We start from the raw sequence: 17,556 nt of genomic DNA, 5'->3' as shown, positions 1-17,556 counted from the left end.
GTCACCCACCGGCGTTCCCTCCCGTGGACGCCGGTACGGCGGGGTGGTGCGCGGCGTCCGGCGCCGCCGTACGGCGTGCGAGGATGGCCCGGACCTGGGCCTCGTAGGTGTTCAGGTGCTCGGCGCCGCCGCCGGGGAAGCCGGTGAGGCGGGGCAGCAGGTCTCCGAAGGCGTTGACCTCGGCCACGGCGACACTCCCCCAGTCGACGCCGATCATCAGGTCGACCCCGGCGGTCAGACTCCCCGGGAAGCACGACGCCGCCCGGGCGCACACCTCGGTGACCCGTTCCCAGCCCTGAGGGCCGAGCCTGGTCCTGACCGCGCCGAGATCACCGCGCTCGCCGCCGAGATGCAGGTTCGTCATGGGGGTACGGCTTGCGCGGACGACGGCGTGGGTCGGCGCGCCGTCCACCACGACCACACGCAGATCGACCGTCCGCCCGTCGAGGCCCGCCTTGGGGAACCACCGCTCCACGTGGAGCCCGTCCCCGGCGAGCAGGTCGACGATCGCCGCCACGTCGAGCTCGTCCTCGTAGGAGCGCACCCGCAGCGAGTTGTGCAGCCCGTCCGCGGTCAGCTCGGCGGACGTCACCGCCTTGACCCGGTCGCCGGAGGCCTGCAGGGCGATGACGCCGGAGGCCGACGAGCCGTGGGCCGGCTTGACGAACACCCGGCCCCACCCGGCCTCGTCCATCCGCCGGCGCAGCTCCACGTAATCGCCGACCGGCCCGGGCAGCGCGGGCGGCACCGGCACCCCGGCCGCCGCCAGCCTCGCGTGGCACAGCCGCTTGTCGAACATCACCGCGATCTCGTCGGCGTCGGAGAGCAGCACGGCCCCGGGCGTGCGCTCGACGGCCCGGCGGATCCGCGCCGTCCCGGCGGTGAAGGCGGCGTGCCAGGCGGCGCCGCCGCCGACCCGGGACGGCTCGCCCGGCCCGCGCAGCAGCGCGTCGGCCTCGGCGTCCTCTCCGGGCGACTCGATCCGCACCAGCGTCCCCGGCCGCAGCGGGATGTCCCGGCCCCGCAGCACGGAGGTCCACGGCAGGACGGCGGGCTCCCGCAGGCCGTACCGGACGCAGGCGTCGGCGAACATGGTCACCCGGCGCTCCCCCGGCGTGCCGACGACCGTCAGCGAGGTCATTCGGCCACGGCGACGTAGCGCCAGTCCTCGTCCGGCTCCTCCTGCTCGGACAGGTCGACCTCGACGCCGGTGCCGGCGAAGGCCGCCTCGACGTGCTTGACCATCATGTCGGTCAGGTAGTGGTGGTGCAGGTCCAGGCGCCCGAGGTGGGTCAGCGGCTGGCCCGACAGCAGCGCCTCGGCGCCCTCGTCGGTCAGCGTGCCCATCGACAGGGCCAGCGACCCCAGCCCGGCCACCACCGGCGCCGACGCCACGGCCGCGGCGATCTCGTCCTGGATCTCGCTGTCCTGCAGGCCGAGGTGGCGCAGGGCGGGCAGCCGCTCCCCCGACAGGACCGGCGCGAGGTCGGCCACCGTGGCGTCCCCTCCGTAGTCGCTCGTGCCGAGCCACATCTCCAGGTATTCGAGCGCGGGCAGGTCGCTCGCGCCGACCGCGCGGACCACCTCGGCCGGCAGCCCGCCCGTCTCGAACCGCAGCACCCTGAGACTGTCGTGCCGGACCGGCCGGAGCAGGAGCCCGGAGCCGCCGCGCACCTCCAGCCGCTCCAGCGACGGGAACGCCTCCAGCAGCGGCGTGACGTCGCTCTGCCTGATCCAGGAGATCTCGCACTCCTCCGACGCGATCGCGCCGAGGAACAGCGAGCGCAGGGCGGGGAAGCGGTCGGCGTGCTCCACGAGAAGACCCACGGCCTGCTCGGAACTGCTCTCGTAGGCGTTTCCCCAGTCGCCGACGATGAGGGCGGCCACCTTCGTCGGGTCCACCACGGTGAGGAAGTGCCGGAAGTTCGTCTCGAACCCGTCGCTCCGCCAGCTCCAGGAGACCCGCCAGGCCGCCGACTCGGGGGCCGGCAGCCCTTCCGGAGGCGCGCCGTCGCTTCCGGGGGCCTCGACGACGGGCAGGCCGGCGTAGCTTCCTCGGTTCAGCCTGTTGACCTCGTCGTTGAACTCGCTGTAGTCCATCCTGGCTCCTGTCAGGCGAAACATGACAGATCACGTCCTACCAGAGATCGCCGACACTTCTGGAATCGTGAATCCGCATCAGACGGATGAAACGGTCAGCGATGATTAGGGTTATGGATAACGGCCATATTCGGCTCCGCTCGGCTCAGGGGCGCTGGGTCCTGCTCACCACCGTGCTCGGCTCGGGGATCGCGTTGCTGGACGGCACGGTCGTCAACGTGGCGCTCCCCGCGCTCGGTGACAGCCTCGGGGCCGACATGGCGGGACTGCAGTGGACCGTCAACGCCTACACCCTCACCCTCGCGGGCCTGATCCTGCTGGGCGGCTCGCTCGGCGACCGGTACGGCAGGCGGAAGATCTTCCTGGTCGGCGTGGTCTGGTTCGCGCTCGCCTCCGCCCTGTGCGGGCTGGCGCCCAACGTGGAGACGCTGATCGCGGCCCGGGCGCTGCAGGGCGTCGGCGGAGCGCTGCTCACGCCGGGTTCCCTGGCCATCATCCAGGCGTCCTACGTCCGCGAGGACCGGCCCAAGGCGATCGGCGCCTGGTCGGGGCTGGGCGGGACGGCGGCGGCCGTCGGGCCGCTGCTCGGCGGGTGGCTGGTGGAGACGGCCGGGTGGCGCTGGGTGTTCCTGATCAACCTCCCGCTGGCCGCCCTGGTGGTGGCGGTGGCCGTACGGCACGTGCCGGAGAGCAGGGACGTGGAGGCGAGCGGGCGTTTCGACGTGCTCGGCGCGGTGCTGGCCGCGCTGGCGCTGGCCGGGGTCACCTACGGCCTGATCGGCCTGCGGCCGGTCCCGATCGCGGCCGGCGTCCTGCTGGGCGCGGCGTTCGTCTGGCTGGAGATCCGGCGCTCGCCCGACGCCCTGGTGCCGGTCGGGGTCTTCTGCTCGAAGGTGTTCACCGCGGTCAACGTCGTCACGTTCGTGATGTACGCCGCGATGAGCGTGGTGTTCTTCCTGCTGGTCGTCCAGCTCCAGGTCTCGGCGGGTTTCTCCCCGACGGCGGCCGGATCGGCGATGATCCCGGTGACGGTCCTGATGCTGCTGCTGTCGTCCTGGGCGGGCGAGCTGGCCAAGCGGATCGGGCCCCGGATCCCGATGACGGCGGGCATCCTGCTCTGCGCCGCCGCGCTGCTGCTGATGTCGAGGATCGGCGCGGGCACCTCCTACCTGGGAGGCGTGCTGGTCCCGGCGGCCGTGTTCGGTCTGGGGCTGTCGGCGGCGGTCGCCCCGCTCACCGCGACCGTGCTGGCCAGCACGGAGGAGCGCTACGCGGGTGTGGCCAGCGGCGTCAACAACGCCGTCGCCCGGACCGGCGGGCTGCTGGCGGTCGCCGCGATCCCCCCTCTGGTCGGCCTGACCGGCGACGCCTTCAACGACCCGGCCGCGTTCACCGCCGGGTTCCACACGACGATGCTGGTCAGCGCGGCGATGATGGCCCTCTCCGCGCTGATCACCCTGCTCACCATCCGCGAGAACGTCCTGGCCGACTCCCGGCCGCGGATGAGCTGCCCGGTGGAGGCGCCCCAGCAGGGCCGGTGAGAGCCGGCCGGTGATCCGTGTCCTCGGAAGCCCGGGCCGTCCCCGATCCCGCGGGGCAGGCGGGTCAGCCCGGCTGGTCCCCGGACCGGCCGGTCACCTTCCGGACTTCGGCGATCATGGTTGCGACCAGGCGCTGTGAGGCGCGGGCGGTCCATACAAGGGCGAGTTCGGAGGGGGCGGCGCCGGAGACCGGCAGCCAACGGACGTTCGTCACGGGGACCCAGCGGCTCAACGGTTCGGGGGCCAGCCAGACGCCCTTTCCGCGGGCGACCGCCATGAGGCAGTCCTCGACCTTGCTGACCGCGGGCCCGCGGAGGGCCGGGCTGCCGTCCGGCCGGGGCTCGGCCAGCCAGTGGCGCAGGTTCTCCTCGGACAGGAAGATGTCGGGACGGACGACCGGTTCGTCGGCCAGGTCGGCCAAGGTCACCGAGTCCCGCTCAGCCAGCCGGTGTCCCGGCGGAAGGGCGACGACGCGAGGATCACTGCGTACGGACGCGTGGTTGAGCCGGCTGTCGCCGACCGGCAGCCACATGAACGCGGCGTCGGCCTCACCGGATAGGAGCAGCGCGAGCTCGTCAGGCGGGGTGGGCACGCTGGTCAGCTCGACCTCGAGGCCCGGGACCGCGGCCTCCATCGCGTCGGCGACCTCGGTGGCGAACAGCGCGGTGGCGTAGGGGCAGCAGGCCAGCCGCAGCCGGCCGAGCCGTCCCCGGTGCGCGGCCCGTACGCGCTCGGTGAGGTCGCCGAGCTCGGAGACCACGGCGCCGCCGCCGCGTTCCAGCTCGTCGCCCGCGGGTGTGAGCAGGACGCCTCGGGAGGTGCGGACCAGGAGCGTCACCCCTATCGCGCGTTCGAGCTGCTGGATCTGCGTGGACAGCGTCTGCTGGGTGATGTGCAGCCGGGCCGAGGCACGGGTGATGTTGAGCTCCTGGGCCACGACCAGGAACGCCTGCAACTGGCGCATATCCACATCGATCACGCGATAACCGTATACAGGGGATGATTCCGGGCGGCAACAGAGAACGCCGGTGACAGCCATCGCGAACTTCTGTTTCCGCTCGAGGGGTCCGTCACAGCAGGCTGGAGCCACTTCACCGACTCCGCGAAAGGGACGTTCCCGATGACCCCTGTGTATCCGGCACGCGATCTTGAGGGCAAGGTCGCCCTGGTGGTCGGTGGCAGCCGGGGTCAGGGAGCGGTCTGTGCCGAACTCCTCGCGATGGGCGGAGCCACCACGGTGTTCAGCTACGCCCACGGCGAGCACGCCGCGGCGCGGACCCTGACGGCGCTGGACCGGCACGGGGTGACGGCCGAGGCCATCCGCTCGGACGCGACCCGGTCCGCCGACGTGGACATCTTGTTCGAAGGCGTGGTCGCTCGGCACGGCAGGCTCGACATCGTGGTCCACACCGTGGGGGCGGTGCTGGGAAAAGCGCTGGCGGAGCACACCGACGAGGACTTCGACCTGCTGATCGACCGCAACGCCCGCAGCGCGTTCAACACGCTGCGAGCCGCCGCCCGGCATCTGTCCGATCACGGCCGGTACGTGGCCCTGACCGGCGCGCTCCCGTCGATCGGGGTGCATTCGGCGGCCAAGGCCGCGGTGGAGCTGCTGGTACGGGCCGCCGCCCGGGAGCTGGCCATGCGCCAGATCACCGTCAACGCGGTCGCCCCCGGCCCCGTCACCGACTCCTTTCCCTCCGGGCCTCCAGGACGCGGACGCCTCGGGCAGCCCGAGGACATCGTCTCCGGGTCTTCAGGGCGCGGGCGCCTCGGGCAGCCCGAGGACATCGCCCCGGTGGTCGCCTGGCTGGCCGGCGACGCCGCCGGCTGGGTCTCCGGACAGACGATCAGGGCCGACGGCGCGCCGTCCTGACCCCGGAACAGGCTCAACCCCTCATCTCATCAGCATCAACATCTCTCGTAGGAGTGATCGACGTGGCGAGTGCCGCCGGGTCCGTTCCCGTTACCGCCCCCTCTGACCGTGTGCCGCTCAGGAGGTGGTTCGCCGTCGCCTCCGTGGCGGTGGGGACCTTCTCCGTCGTGACCGCCGAGCAGTTGCCGGTGGGCCTGCTCACCTCGGTCGGCGGGGCGCTGGAGGTCTCCGAGGGAACGGCGGGCCTGATGGTGACGGTCCCCGGCCTGGTCGCCTCCGCCACCGCCCCGGTCCTGCCGGTGGCGATCGGCCGCCTGGACCGCCGGGTCGTCTTGCTCGGCCTGATCGCCCTGATGGTCGTGGCCAACCTGATGTCCGCCCTGGCCCCGAACTTCGCGGTGCTCCTGGCCTCGCGTCTCCTGGTCGGGATCAGCATCGGCGGGTTCTGGGCACTGGCCGCCGGCATCGCCGTCCGCATGGTGCCCGACCGGTATGTGCCTCAGGCCACCGCCATCGCCTTCGGCGGCGCCACGGCCGCCAACGTGCTCGGCATCCCGGCGGGGACCCTGATCGGCGAACTCACCGACTGGCGCATCGCGTTCGCCGTCCTCGGCGGGCTCGGCCTCCTGGTGGTCGTCGCCCTGCTCCTGCTGCTGCCGCAGATGCCCCCCGCCCAGCCCGTACGGCTGCGCACCCTGGCCGAGCAGTTCCGCAACCCCGTAGTCCGATCCGGTGTGCTCGCCACGTTCCTGCTGGTGAGCGGCCACTTCGCTGCCTTCACCTTCATCAGTCCGATCATGCAGACCGTCTCCGGCGTCGACCAGAGCATGATCGGCCCCGCACTCCTGGCCTTCGGAGTCGCCGGCATCGCCGGCAACTTCGTCACCGGCGCCGCCGCGGGCCGCGACATCCGAGCGACCCTCATCGCCATCAGCGTCCTGCTCGCCGTCGTTCTGGCCCTCTTCCCGATCGCCGGCGGCAACCCGGTCGGGGGCGTGGCCCTGCTGATCCTGTGGGGTCTGGCCTTCGGCGGCGTGCCGGTGGGCGTCCAGACCTGGATCCTCAAGGCCGCCCCGGGCAGCACGGAGGCCGCCACCGCCCTGAACACCTCCGTGTTCAATCTGGCCATCGCCCTCGGGGCCCTGTTCGGCGGCCTTGTCGCCGACCACGTGGTCCTCACCGCCGTCCTCTGGTTCGGCGCGGCCCTCAGCGTCCTCACCTCCCTGGCCGTACGGAACACCCGGGCCGTCCACCACTGAACCGCAAGATCCCCAACCCTGCCGGCCAGATCGGCAACCAACTCCAAGGAGACGATCCCATGTCCGACAGCAAGACGACCTCCGAGGTCATCGACCGGTTCAACCTCGCGTTCACCGAGCACGACCCGGCACTGCTCGCCGGCCTGGTCGCCGACGACTGCGTGATGGTCACCGTCCAGCCCGCACCCGACGGCACCCGGTACGAAGGCCACGACGCCTGCCTCGCCTTCTGGCAGGACCTGGCCGCCGACTCCAGCACCCGCTTCGCGCCGGAGGAGGTGTTCGTCTTCGGCGACCGCGCGGTCATCAAGTGGCGAGCCACCTTCCAGCACGGCGAGGCGCACGAGGTGTTCGGCGACGCCCACGTCGAGTCCACCTCCGTGGCCGGCGTCAACCTCATGCACATCCGTGACGGACGCATCGTCGAGGCCCTCGGCTACAGCAAGACCCCGTGACGCACCGGACCCTCATCTGAAAGGAGACGGCATGAGGGCCCCGTCCCCGAGGAGCGCGGGGGCGGCGTCCTCTACTGGTCGAGGCGCCCGCCTGGGGCAGCATCGGCGCGGCCGGCGCCACGGGGCTCGTCCGTGTGGAACGGCGTGCGTCCGCCCCCGCGATCCCCGTGGACCTGCTGCGGATCCCCGCCTATCGCGCGTACGCCCTGGCGACGGGCGCCTTCATGGGGATATTGGACTGACCGAAGGCGTCCCGGACGGGCAGGCACTCAAGTACGTGCCCTCCCGGCGCGGAGGGGCGGGCGCCGCACTGTTCAGCACGGCGCGGATGAGCTTGGAGACATTCACCCTGGCGGCTGCCACCGGGGTGATGGCGGCTCTGGGGCCCTCATCCGGAATGGCGGTCGCTGGAGCCGTGTGCCTCGCGGCCGCCCTCGTCGTCCAGCAAGCCGTCCCCTCTCGCGACACATGGTCACGGCCCGGACACCAGGGGGCAGGGAATCCGGCGGTGGCTTCAGGACAAGCCCCTGACGTGGGCGGTTACGCGCTCCCGCTCCGCTGCGTCTCGTCTGGACCATGGGGCACCGCAGGTTCCGCCTCTCCCCGCCCCTCTCGGTGCGCCGGCATCGGAGACCCGGCCGTTGACGGGAGGGCCGCGGCGATGCAGTCGAGGACGCGCTGGAGCCCGTACCGGAACTGGTCGTCGCGGCTCAGGTGCGGCTGGCGCGCCTCCATCACGATCTTGGTGAAGATCGGGTACTCCCCGCTCTTCACCAGCCGCTCGACGTACGGGTAGCTCCGCGCCATCCACTCCGACTCGCTGAGCCCGCTGCGGCGGAACTCCCTGGCCGAGCTGATCTCCTCGCGGACGGTGCCCTCGACGTAGCTGTTCAGCATGGCCATGAGGCCGAGGTTCTCGTCGATGGAGACGAGGGCGTCGAGCACTCCCATCAGCCGTTCGATCAAGAGCAGCTGGTTGGGGCCGAAGCTGGGGAGTGACCGCTGCACGGTGGCGATCCACGGGTGCCTCAGCCACATGGCCCGCAGCCCGTCGGCGTAGCGGGTCAGGTCGGCGCGCCAGTCGCCCGAGGGCATGCCCGTGACGTCGATCTCGCCCATCAGCCGGTCGGCCATGAGCTCGACCAGGTTGTCGCGGCTCGGGACGTACCGGTAGAGGGACATCGCGCCGGCGCCGATCTCGGCGGCGATCCGCCGCATGGTGGCGGCCTCCAGCCCCTCGGCGTCGGCGATCCGGACGGCCGCCTCGGTGATCTGGGCGCGGCTGTAGGCCGGCTTGGGCCCGCGGGCGGGGCGCTCGGGCCGCATCCAGATGTTCACGTACTCGGCGTCGGCCACCGTTCCACCTCCTTGTTGCGTACATAGTACCCAGTGGTTTAGCGTGACCATCGAAACCGCGTACAACGTACCCAGTGGAGGGGTCATGTCTGATCCGATCGTGGTCGCCGAGGGGCTGCACAAGTCCTTCGGCGATGCCCATGCCCTGCGGGGGTTGGACCTGAGCGTCCCCAGAGGAACGGTCTGCGGGGTGCTGGGGCCCAACGGCGCCGGGAAGACGACCGCGGTGCGCATCCTGGCGACCTTGTCCGATCCCGATGCCGGGCACGCCCGCATCGCCGGATACGACGTCGTCCGCGAGGCGGGCGAGGTACGGGCCAGGATCGGGCTCGCGGGCCAGTACGCCGCCGTGGACGAGAAGCTCACCGGCCGCGGCAACCTGCGCATGTTCGGGCGCCTCTCCCACCTGTCCCGGCGCGAGGCGCACCGGCGGGCCGACGAGCTGCTGGAGCGCTTCGGCCTGACGGACGCCGCCGACCGGCCGGTTCTCGGCTACTCCGGCGGCATGCGCCGCCGACTCGACCTGATCACCTGCCTCATCCTGCGCCCCCAGGTGCTCTTCCTGGACGAGCCCACCACCGGCCTGGACCCGCGCAGCCGCGGCGAGATCTGGGACAGCATCCGCGAGCTGGTGGCCGACGGCACCACGGTGCTGCTCACCACGCAGTACCTGGACGAGGCCGACCAGCTGGCCGACGACATCGCCGTCGTCGACCACGGGCAGGTGATCGCCACCGGCACTCCCGACGAGCTGAAGGCCACGATCGGCGACCGCCTCGACGTCGTCCTCGAAGACCCCGCCGCCCTGCGTCCGGCGGCGACCGTCCTGAACACCCTCACCGGCACCGACCCCACGACGACGGGCGCCGACCGGCTCAGCGTCGCCCTGCCCGGCGGCCGCCTCCGGCTCGCCGACATCGTGCGCGAGCTCGACCGCGCCGGAGTCGCCGCCGCCGACGTGAGCCTGCGCCGCCCCACTCTCGACGAGGTGTTCCTGCGCCTCACCGACCGCAAGGAGACCGTGCGATGACCGTCCTCACCTCACCACTGGGCCGCCTGCGCTGGACGCTCACCGACGGGCTGACCCTGGTCGGCCGCGAGCTGGGCCGGCTGCGGCAGGAGCCCGGGCAGATCGTCGCCGCGCTGGTCTTCCCGGCCGTCATGGTGGTGCTGTTCGGATACGTCTTCGGCAGCGCGATCCAGGTGCCGGGCGGCGGCGACTACCGCGAGTACCTCATGCCCGGCCTGTTCGCGATGGTGACCTTCTCCGCGTGGTTGGGGGTCATGACGCGGATGGCCACCGACGCCTCCCGCGGTGTGATGGACCGGTTCCGCTCCATGCCGATGGCGCGCCTGGCGGTGCCGTTCGGGCAGACCGGCGCCGACCTGCTGACCGGCCTGCTGATGCTGGCCATCATGGTGGGCACGGGCCTGCTGGTGGGCTGGCAGCCGCACCGCGGCCTGATCCCCACGGCCCAGGCGTTCCTGCTGATGATCGTGCTGCGGTACGCGCTGAGCTGGGTGGGCGTCTATGTGGGCCTGGCGGTGAAGAACGACCAGGTCGCCGACGCGATGGTGCCGCTGGGCCTGCCGTTCACGATGCTGTCGAACGCGTTCGTCCCGACCGACGGCATGCCGGGCTGGCTGCGCTTCCTGGCCGACTGGAACCCGGTGAGCGCGCTCACCGCCGCCTCACGGGAGCTGTTCGGCAACCCGGGCGCCCCGTCCGGGAACGTGACCTGGCCACTCGCGCATCCGGTGACCGCCGTCCTGCTCTGGTCGGCCGCGCTGCTGATGATCTTCGTCCCGCTGTCGCTCCGCGCCTACATGCGCAGAGGACGCTGAACGCCCCAGGCATCTGCAGACCGCACACTCCCCTCCGAAAGGCATCAAAATGGCGCAAAACATCCACGAAGAGGTGCAGCAGGTCCTGGACCGGGCTGTGGCCGAGGACAGCATTCCCGGCATCGTCGCCGAAGTTCACGACGACGACGGAACATGGTTCGGCACCGCGGGAGTGGCCGACCTCGCCACCGGGCATCGGCGTCAGCCCGGGGAACACCTCCACATCGGCAGCTCCGGTAAGGCCTTCACCGCCGCCACCGTGCTGGCCCTGACAGCCGAGGGCAGGCTGAGCCTCGACGACCCGGTGAACACATGGCTGCCCGGCGTCATGGAGACGGGCGGCTACGACGGCGACAAGATCACCATCCGGCACCTGCTCAACCACACCGGCGGCCTGTTCCTCACCGGCCTCGCACCAGAACTGCAGCACAGCATCGCCACCCAGCCGGCCCGCGTCTGGACCACCTCCGAGCTGGTGAAGCTCGCGGTGTCCCAGCCGCCGGTCGCCGAGCCGGGCGAGCAGTTCGTCTACTCCAACGGCGGCTACTACCTGGCCGGCGCGATCATCGAGAAGGTCACCGGCGACACCTACGCCGCCGAGGTCGAACGCTCAGTCATCCGGCCGCTCGGCCTGACCCACACCTACGTACGGCCCGCCGACGCCACCGGCTATCCCCACCCGCATCCCACGGGCTACGTCGCCGGCGCCCTCAAGGACGGCGTCGACCCGGCGGCACTCACCGCGGAGAACTGGGCGTCGATGATCGACCACGACAAGCCCCCCATCGACGTCACCGCGCTCAACACCTCATGGGGCTGGGCGGCCGGCGGCATCGTCTCCACCACCGAAGACCTGACCCGCTTCCTCAAGGCGATCGCGACCGGCGGCCTGCTGCCACCGGCTCAGCACCACGAGATGTGGACCATGGTCGCCGGCGACAGCGTCGTCTGGCTGCCGCACGCCCGCTACGGCCTCGGCGTGATCGAGTTCGACAGCGCGGGGATGGACGGCCTGACCGTGCGCGGCGTCAGCGGCACCCTCCCGGGATCCTTCACCCTCGCGCTGAGCACCGTCGACGGCTGGCGAAGCGTCGTCATCCACACCAACGTCGAGCCGAAGACCCTGGACATCCCCATCAAGATCATCAAGGCGATGTACGGCGTCGCACTCGGCTGACCGGCCGGAGCGGTCCCGCCGCACGCCGCGCTGCGCGGACCCGGTCGACTCGCGACACCCCGCCGGTTGCCGTCCTCTCGGAAGTGAGGAGTTCTGCCACGCCGCACCGGCCCGCCCGGCCGGGCGCCTGCCCGATCCGGGAATGTTCTCCGTGAGCCACCCCGGCCCAGAGCTCCGGGGTGGCTCACGGTTGCCGCCGGCGGTCGTAACAAGTCGGAGGCGACCGGTCGTCCGGGATCATTCGGGCGTGCGCCTGGCGCGGTGCAGACGGACCTTCTCGCGGTTGCCGCAGCGCTTCATCGAGCACCACTGGCGCTTGCCCGCGTTGGACCGGTCGACGAAGCACAGCCCGCACTCGGGACTGGCGCACACGCGCAGCCTCGCCCATTCCTCCCCCCCGATCAGGTCGATCGCGTCGTGCGCGATCTCGGCCAGTGCCGCCTCCACGGGTCGCTCCGGCGCCGGCCGTACCACGGAAAGGTCGGGCGCGAGCTGCAGCACGGTCGCCTTCCGCCGCGCCGCCCAGCCGTTGACCAGCTCGACGTCGCCGGGCGACGGCGTGCCGGAGGCGCATCGGTGGATCGCCTCACGCAGCTCGCGTGCCGGCGCGAGCTGCGTGCTGTCGGTGCGCGCCTCACGGGCCGCGGCGAGCTGACCGCTGTCGGCGTCCGCCTCGACCAGGCCCGCGGCTGCGAGCCATGCGTCCAGGTCTCCGGGAGTACGCAGCAGCTCCCAGCCTCCGGTCTTGCGGTTGCGAAAGGTGTTGACCAGGTCGAGGCTGGGGCGCCCGCCATCCCAGGCCCAGTCTCTCGGCGGCAGCGGCTTGTGCATGATGTAACTATATGATGCAGTTACAGCATGACGGAATCACGGATGGCAGATCTCGACGGCCTGCGGATGCACTATCTGATCGCGGGCGAGGGCCCGCCGCTGGTGCTGCTGCACGGATGGCCTCAGACGAGCCACTGCTGGCGGCGTCTCATCCCCGAGCTGGCCGGCGAGTTCACGGTCGTGGCGCCCGACCTGAGGGGATACGGCCTGACCGACAAGCCGCGCTCGGGCTTCGACAAACGCACGATGGCGGCCGACATCCGGGCACTGGTCCACTCGCTGGGCCACACGTCGGTGACGCTGATCGGCCACGACCGGGGCGCGCGGGTGGCACACCGCTACGCACTCGACCACCCCGGCGAGGTGGACAGGCTGGCCGTGCTCGACATCATCCCGACACGCGAGATGTGGCGCAGGTTCGACACGCGGACGGGCCTGGCGCTCGGCGCCTGGCACTGGGCCTTCCATCTGCAGCCTGACCTGCCCGAGCGGCTCGCCGGCGCCGACGTGGCGGGCTATCTGGGCCACTTCTTCGAGAAGTGGACGGTACGGCGGGCCGCGCTGGAGGTCGAGGAGTACGTCCGCGCGTTCTCCAGGCCAGGGGCGCTCCGCGCCGGCTTCGACGACTACCGGGCATCCTTCCCCGACGACGCCGCCCACGACGACGCCGACTGGGACGCGGGCAAGCGGCTGGAGATGCCCGTGCTCGCGCTCTGGGGGTCCAGCGGCCTGCCCGCCGGGGTGCCGGTGCTGGACGTCTGGCGCGACTACGCGCGTGACGTGCGAGGTGCGGAGATTCCCGACTGCGGCCACTTCCTCGCCGAGGAACAGCCGGACGCGGTGCTGGAGCACCTGCGCGACTTCCTCAAGGCCGGATAGGGGAAGGTCAGAGCCAGCCCCGCACCGTCGCCTCCACGCCCGCCTGGAACCTGGTGGTCACGCCGAGGCGCTCCACGACCGCAGCGATCTTCCTGGTCGCGGTGCGGGTGCTGACGCCCAGGTGCCTGCCGATGGCTCCGTCCTTGAGCCCCGAGTTCAGCAGCCGCAGCACCAGCAGGTCCTCCTCGGCGGGCCTGTCGTCCACCGGTGGGGAGTCGCCGGTGAGCGGCTGGCCGCGCTCCCAGTAGACGTCGAACAGCTCGATGAGCGCGTCCAGCAGCCGGGAGGGGTGCAGCAGCGCGATGTTGTCGTAGACGCCGTCCACCAGGGGCAGCAGCCCGACCCTCCGGTCGGCGATGCGCAGCTTGAACGGCAGGCGCGGCAGGAACCTGGAGCGCTCGCCCTCCCCGGCCAGGCGCAACAGGGTCTCCATGCGGCCCGGCCTGACGAGCGAGCCAGGGCAGTACACCACCCTGATGTCCACACCGCGGGCCAGCAGTTCCCTGGTGTCCTCCAGCTCCGACTCGTTGGTGTCCTGGGAGAAGTCGGGGCGGCCCAGGTACGGCGGGCTGTCGAAGCAGAGCAGCTCGGTGGTGACCGAGCGGGCCAGCTCGGTCATCTGCCGCTTGACGGCATCCTCGCCGGAGAGGATCTCCACCACGCCCGCGGGCTCGGCCCACATCCGACCCGAGTGGTAGAGCTGGGCGAAGGCGCCCGCCATGGTGCGTACCCTGGCCAGGCCCGCCTCCGCCTCCAGGCGGCGCCTGTCCACCAGCCAGCCGAGCGCCGCCTCGGGCGGGACCGGCTCGTAGTCGCCGGGGCCGGTTCTGCGCAGCAGGCCCACCTCGGTCAGCCGGCGCAGCGCGAGCCGCACCCGTGAGGAGGTGACCCCGAGGGCGGCGGCGAGCTCGGCGGTGCGCCGGCCCGGCTGCCTCAGCAGCAGCCGATACACCTGCTCGTCGAACTCCGCGACCCCCACCCCACCGAGAACCGGCTGCTCCTCCACGTATCACCTGACCGGATCGTGTCCATTTTGGCCATATGGCTGAAAATGTCATAACCATATCTCGACAAGGGATCCTCGCAGGCCGTTGACTGCTCACCGGCCCCTCCGGCGATCTTGGCCGGGCGGGTGGCAGCCTCACCCCCTCAAGAGGAGCAATGTCCCGCAACCCCCGCGTCTACAGCGCCATGGCGCTCGCCGCCGCGCTGGCGGTCACCTCCGCCGCGGCACCGGCGCTCGCCGAACCCGCTGTGCCAGGCACCCCCTCCACCTACATCGTCACCCTCGCAGGGCAGCCGCTCGCCACCTACAGCGGCGGCGTGGACGGCATCGCCGCCACCAAGCCGGGCAAGGGCAAGGGCAGGAAGGTCGACACGGCCAGCGCCGACGCCAAGCGCTACCGCGAGCACCTGACCAATCGCCAGGACGAGGCCGCCCGCAGCGTCGGCGTGACCGCGCAACGGCACAACTCCGTCGCCTCCAACAGCTTCGTCGCCGAGCTCACCCCCGCTCAGGCGCTCAGGCTGCACCGGACGGACGGCGTCGTGTCCGTCGTCCAGGACACCCTGCGCAAGGCCCTGGACGACCGCAACTCCAGCGACTTCCTCGGCCTGTCAGGTGACAAGGGCCTGTGGGCCTCGCTCGGCGGCACCGCCAAGGCGGGCAAGGGCATCGTGGTCGGCGTCATCGACACCGGCGTCTGGCCGGAGAACCCCTCCTTCGCCGGCCCCTCGCTCGGCACCGAGGCGCCCACCGCCGCCGACCCCTACCGGCCCTACCGCCAGGGCACGGCCACGGTCATGAAGAAGGCCGACGGCTCCACCTTCACCGGCCTGTGCGAGACCGGCACGGAGTTCACCGCCGATCTGTGCAATCAGAAGCTGGTGAGCGCCAGGTACTTCGGCAAGGCCTGGCTGGGCCACAACGACCCCGCCGCCACCGGCGAGTACGCCTCGCCGCGCGACCGGGGCGGGCACGGCTCCCACACCGCGAGCACCGCCGCGGGCAACCACGCCGTCCCCGCCACCGCCAACGGCATCGACTTCGGCCGGATCTCCGGCGTCGCACCCGGAGCGGCCGTCTCCGTCTACAAGGCGCTGTGGGAGGGCCCGGACGGAGGCAGCGGCTACACCTCCGACATCATCGAGGCCATCGACCAGGCCGTCGCCGACGGTGTCGACGTGATCAACTACTCTGTCGGCGGTCAGAGCGAGTCCTCCACCGGCGACCCGGTCCAGCTGGCCTTCCTGGCCGCCGCGGACGCCGGCATCTTCGTCGCCACCGCGGGCGGCAACTCCGGCCCCGACGCCTCCACCCTGGACAACACCGCCCCGTGGACGACCACCGTCGCCGCGAGCACCGTCGCCCCCTACCTGGCCGACGTGCGGTTGGGCGACGGCAGCACCTTCCGCGGCGCCAGCACCACCGTCAGCGCGCCGTTCGGGCCCAAGCCGCTGGCCACCTCGGTGTCGGTGAAGAACGCCGCCGCCTCCGACTCCGACGCCCAGATCTGCGCGGCGGGGTCGCTGGACCCGGCCAAGGCCGCCGGGAAGATCATCTACTGTGTGCGCGGCGTCACCCCGCGCGTGGACAAGTCCGCCGAGGTCAAGCGCGCCGGCGGCGTGGGCATGGTGCTGGGCAACCCCAGCGACCAGGACACCGGCGCCGACGTGCACGCCGTACCGACCGTGCACATCAACACCCCCGACACCGAGAAGGTCCTCGCCTACGCCGCCACCCCCGGCGCGACGGTGACGCTGCTCCCCGCCTCCTCCACCGAGGGCGCCGAATACCCGCAGGTCGCCGGCTTCTCCTCGCGCGGCCCCTCGCTCAGCAACAACGGCGACCTGATCAAGCCCGACATCGCCGCCCCCGGCGTGTCGATCCTCGCCGCCGTCGCGCCCCCCGGGAACCAGGGCAAGGACTTCGACTTCTACTCCGGCACCTCGATGGCCACCCCGCACATCGCCGGTCTGGCCGCCCTGTATCTGGGCACCGACCCGCTCCTGTCGCCCGCCGCCGTCAAGTCGGCGATGATGACCACCGCGTACGACACCAAGACACCCGACCTCTTCGCGCAGGGCTCAGGTCACGTCGACCCCGCCCGCATGCTGAGGCCCGGCCTGGTCTACGACGCCGCGGCCCAGGACTGGTACGGATACCTGGAGGGGCTGGGCGTCAGGACCGGCACCGGCACCGCGCCCGTCGCCACCAGCGACCTGAACTACCCCAGCATCGCGGTCGGCGCCCTGTTCGGCTCAAGGACCCTCACCCGCAAGGTCACGGCGCTGACCCCCGGTGTCTACCACGCGGCCGTCGACCTGCCGGGCGTCAGGACCAAGGTCCAGCCCTCCACCCTGGTCTTCAAGAAGGCGGGTGAGACCAAGGAATTCAGCGTCACCATGGAGATGACGCGCCACACCGGTGCCGGCGCCATCGTCGGCTCGCTGACCTGGCAGGGCAAGAACACCGCCGTACGCAGCCCCATGATGGTCACCCCGCTGAGCGCCAAGGCGCCCGCCGAGGTCAAGGGCACGGGTCCGGAGGGCTCGCTCACCTTCGACGTGACCCCCGGCGTGTCGAAGTTCCCCGTCAAGGCCTACGGGCCCGTCTCCGCCGACCCGGTGCCCGGCACCGTGAGTCCCAGCGACATCTGGGGCAAGGAAGTCTCCGTGGTCGTGCCCGAAGGCGCCAAGGCCGTCTCCTTCAAGCTCATCCCCGGCGACCCCGAGACGGAGGTCGGCGCCATCCTGGGCTACACCGAGGGCGGTGCGATGCAGGGCCTGGCCTGGGTCACCTCGTGGGAGGACTACCGCGCGGTCCTGGCCAACCCCAGGCCCGGCAAGTACACCCTGTACGTGCTCACCTTCGGGAGCGCCGAGACGCCGTTCAGCACGCAGATCAACGTCGTGGACGCCGGCTCCGGGTCCGGCGCGCTGACGGTGACGCCCGACAGGCCGAAGGTCACGCCGGGAACGACGTTCCCGCTGACGGCCACCTGGTCCGGCCAGCCGGACCGGACGGCGACCGGCTACGTCGAGTACCCCAACGAGGCCGGCACGATCGTGACGATCAACTGACCTGAACAGATCCGACGCGGGCCGTTCCCTCCGGGGGCGGCCCGCGTCGCGCGTGTCCCCGGCGGCGTCGGCCTGTTCCTGGCCTCGCCGGAGGCGATGACCCTGCGGCCCGAGTCCGTCTCCACCGGCGAGCCCGCCGCCACGCTCATCCTGG

The 17,556-nt window shown here is 71.7% G+C and carries 15 protein-coding genes; 9 read left to right on the top strand and 6 right to left on the bottom strand.

Annotation, left to right across the window (positions count from 1 at the left end):
* Nucleotide 1: 1 nt before the first annotated feature.
* Together ACWDS7_RS06410 and ACWDS7_RS06405 are read right to left on the bottom strand one after the other, a co-directional pair.
* Nucleotides 2-1,141, bottom strand: a complete 1,140-nt coding sequence (locus ACWDS7_RS06410; protein WP_451928384.1) for an STM4014 family protein — start codon at nucleotides 1,139-1,141, stop codon at nucleotides 2-4.
* Entirely contained in the window at nucleotides 1,138-2,100 is a 963-nt protein-coding gene (locus tag ACWDS7_RS06405) for an STM4015 family protein (protein ID WP_451928383.1), read from the bottom strand. The genes ACWDS7_RS06410 and ACWDS7_RS06405 overlap by 4 nt, the downstream gene beginning before the upstream one ends.
* A 113-nt stretch (nucleotides 2,101-2,213) precedes the next feature.
* On the opposite strand from ACWDS7_RS06405, the gene ACWDS7_RS06400 reads away from it, so the two are divergent.
* Complete coding sequence (locus ACWDS7_RS06400) at nucleotides 2,214-3,641, top strand: MFS transporter (protein ID WP_451928382.1); 1,428 nt, start codon at nucleotides 2,214-2,216, stop codon at nucleotides 3,639-3,641.
* Nucleotides 3,642-3,705: 64 nt separating this feature from the next.
* Here the strand turns inward: ACWDS7_RS06400 and ACWDS7_RS06395 are convergent, their stop codons facing one another.
* Nucleotides 3,706-4,620 carry a LysR substrate-binding domain-containing protein gene (locus ACWDS7_RS06395; RefSeq protein WP_451928381.1) on the bottom strand — a complete coding sequence of 305 codons (915 nt, stop codon included), beginning with the start codon at nucleotides 4,618-4,620 and terminating at the stop codon, nucleotides 3,706-3,708.
* Between the two features lie 141 nt (nucleotides 4,621-4,761).
* Here ACWDS7_RS06395 and ACWDS7_RS06390 point away from each other — a divergent pair, with 141 nt between their 5' ends.
* The 3 genes from ACWDS7_RS06390 (at nucleotide 4,762) to ACWDS7_RS06380 (ending at nucleotide 7,231) form a co-directional block, all read left to right on the top strand.
* Nucleotides 4,762-5,517 carry an SDR family oxidoreductase gene (locus tag ACWDS7_RS06390; protein ID WP_451928380.1) on the top strand — a complete coding sequence of 252 codons (756 nt, stop codon included), beginning with the start codon at nucleotides 4,762-4,764 and terminating at the stop codon, nucleotides 5,515-5,517.
* A gap of 110 nt (nucleotides 5,518-5,627) precedes the next feature.
* Nucleotides 5,628-6,776: an MFS transporter gene (locus ACWDS7_RS06385; RefSeq protein WP_451928379.1), complete on the top strand. Its 1,149-nt coding sequence runs from the start codon at nucleotides 5,628-5,630 to the stop codon at nucleotides 6,774-6,776.
* Between the two features lie 59 nt (nucleotides 6,777-6,835).
* Nucleotides 6,836-7,231: a nuclear transport factor 2 family protein gene (locus ACWDS7_RS06380; RefSeq protein WP_451928378.1), complete on the top strand. Its 396-nt coding sequence runs from the start codon at nucleotides 6,836-6,838 to the stop codon at nucleotides 7,229-7,231.
* Between the two features lie 540 nt (nucleotides 7,232-7,771).
* Here the strand turns inward: ACWDS7_RS06380 and ACWDS7_RS06375 are convergent.
* Entirely contained in the window at nucleotides 7,772-8,587 is an 816-nt protein-coding gene (locus ACWDS7_RS06375) for a TetR/AcrR family transcriptional regulator (protein ID WP_451928377.1), read from the bottom strand.
* Nucleotides 8,588-8,672: 85 nt separating this feature from the next.
* Between ACWDS7_RS06375 and ACWDS7_RS06370 the strand changes: the two genes are divergently transcribed.
* Genes ACWDS7_RS06370 through ACWDS7_RS06360 form a run of 3 tightly spaced genes read left to right on the top strand, consistent with a single transcriptional unit; the run spans nucleotide 8,673 to nucleotide 11,609 of the window.
* The gene (locus tag ACWDS7_RS06370) at nucleotides 8,673-9,617 is read left to right on the top strand and encodes an ATP-binding cassette domain-containing protein (protein ID WP_451928376.1); all 945 of its coding nucleotides are present in this window, start codon (nucleotides 8,673-8,675) and stop codon (nucleotides 9,615-9,617) included.
* The gene (locus tag ACWDS7_RS06365; protein WP_451928375.1) at nucleotides 9,614-10,432 is read left to right on the top strand and encodes an ABC transporter permease; all 819 of its coding nucleotides are present in this window, start codon (nucleotides 9,614-9,616) and stop codon (nucleotides 10,430-10,432) included. The genes ACWDS7_RS06370 and ACWDS7_RS06365 overlap by 4 nt, the downstream gene beginning before the upstream one ends.
* Nucleotides 10,433-10,481: 49 nt before the next feature.
* Nucleotides 10,482-11,609, top strand: coding sequence for a serine hydrolase domain-containing protein (locus ACWDS7_RS06360; RefSeq protein ID WP_451928374.1), 1,128 nt, complete (start codon nucleotides 10,482-10,484; stop codon nucleotides 11,607-11,609).
* A gap of 237 nt (nucleotides 11,610-11,846) precedes the next feature.
* On the opposite strand, the gene ACWDS7_RS06355 is transcribed toward ACWDS7_RS06360, so the two are convergent.
* The gene (locus ACWDS7_RS06355; RefSeq protein ID WP_451928373.1) at nucleotides 11,847-12,440 is read right to left on the bottom strand and encodes a CGNR zinc finger domain-containing protein; all 594 of its coding nucleotides are present in this window, start codon (nucleotides 12,438-12,440) and stop codon (nucleotides 11,847-11,849) included.
* 42 nt (nucleotides 12,441-12,482) lie between these two features.
* Here ACWDS7_RS06355 and ACWDS7_RS06350 point away from each other — a divergent pair, with 42 nt between their 5' ends.
* A complete protein-coding gene (locus ACWDS7_RS06350; protein ID WP_451928372.1) occupies nucleotides 12,483-13,319 on the top strand; it encodes an alpha/beta fold hydrolase in 837 nt (278 codons plus the stop codon).
* A 7-nt stretch (nucleotides 13,320-13,326) separates the two neighbouring features.
* Here the strand turns inward: ACWDS7_RS06350 and ACWDS7_RS06345 are convergent, their stop codons facing one another.
* Nucleotides 13,327-14,325 (bottom strand): helix-turn-helix domain-containing protein, encoded by a 999-nt coding sequence (locus tag ACWDS7_RS06345; RefSeq protein ID WP_451928371.1) that lies wholly within the window; start codon nucleotides 14,323-14,325, stop codon nucleotides 13,327-13,329.
* Between the two features lie 155 nt (nucleotides 14,326-14,480).
* Between ACWDS7_RS06345 and ACWDS7_RS06340 the strand changes: the two genes are divergently transcribed.
* Entirely contained in the window at nucleotides 14,481-17,402 is a 2,922-nt protein-coding gene (locus ACWDS7_RS06340; RefSeq protein ID WP_451928370.1) for a S8 family serine peptidase, read from the top strand.
* The last annotated feature ends 154 nt before the right edge of the window (nucleotides 17,403-17,556 follow it).

Source organism: Streptosporangium sp. NPDC003464 (assembly GCF_053588315.1).
Note: the sequence above shows the minus strand (reverse complement) of the source record. Positions and strands in the feature narration are given on the sequence as shown.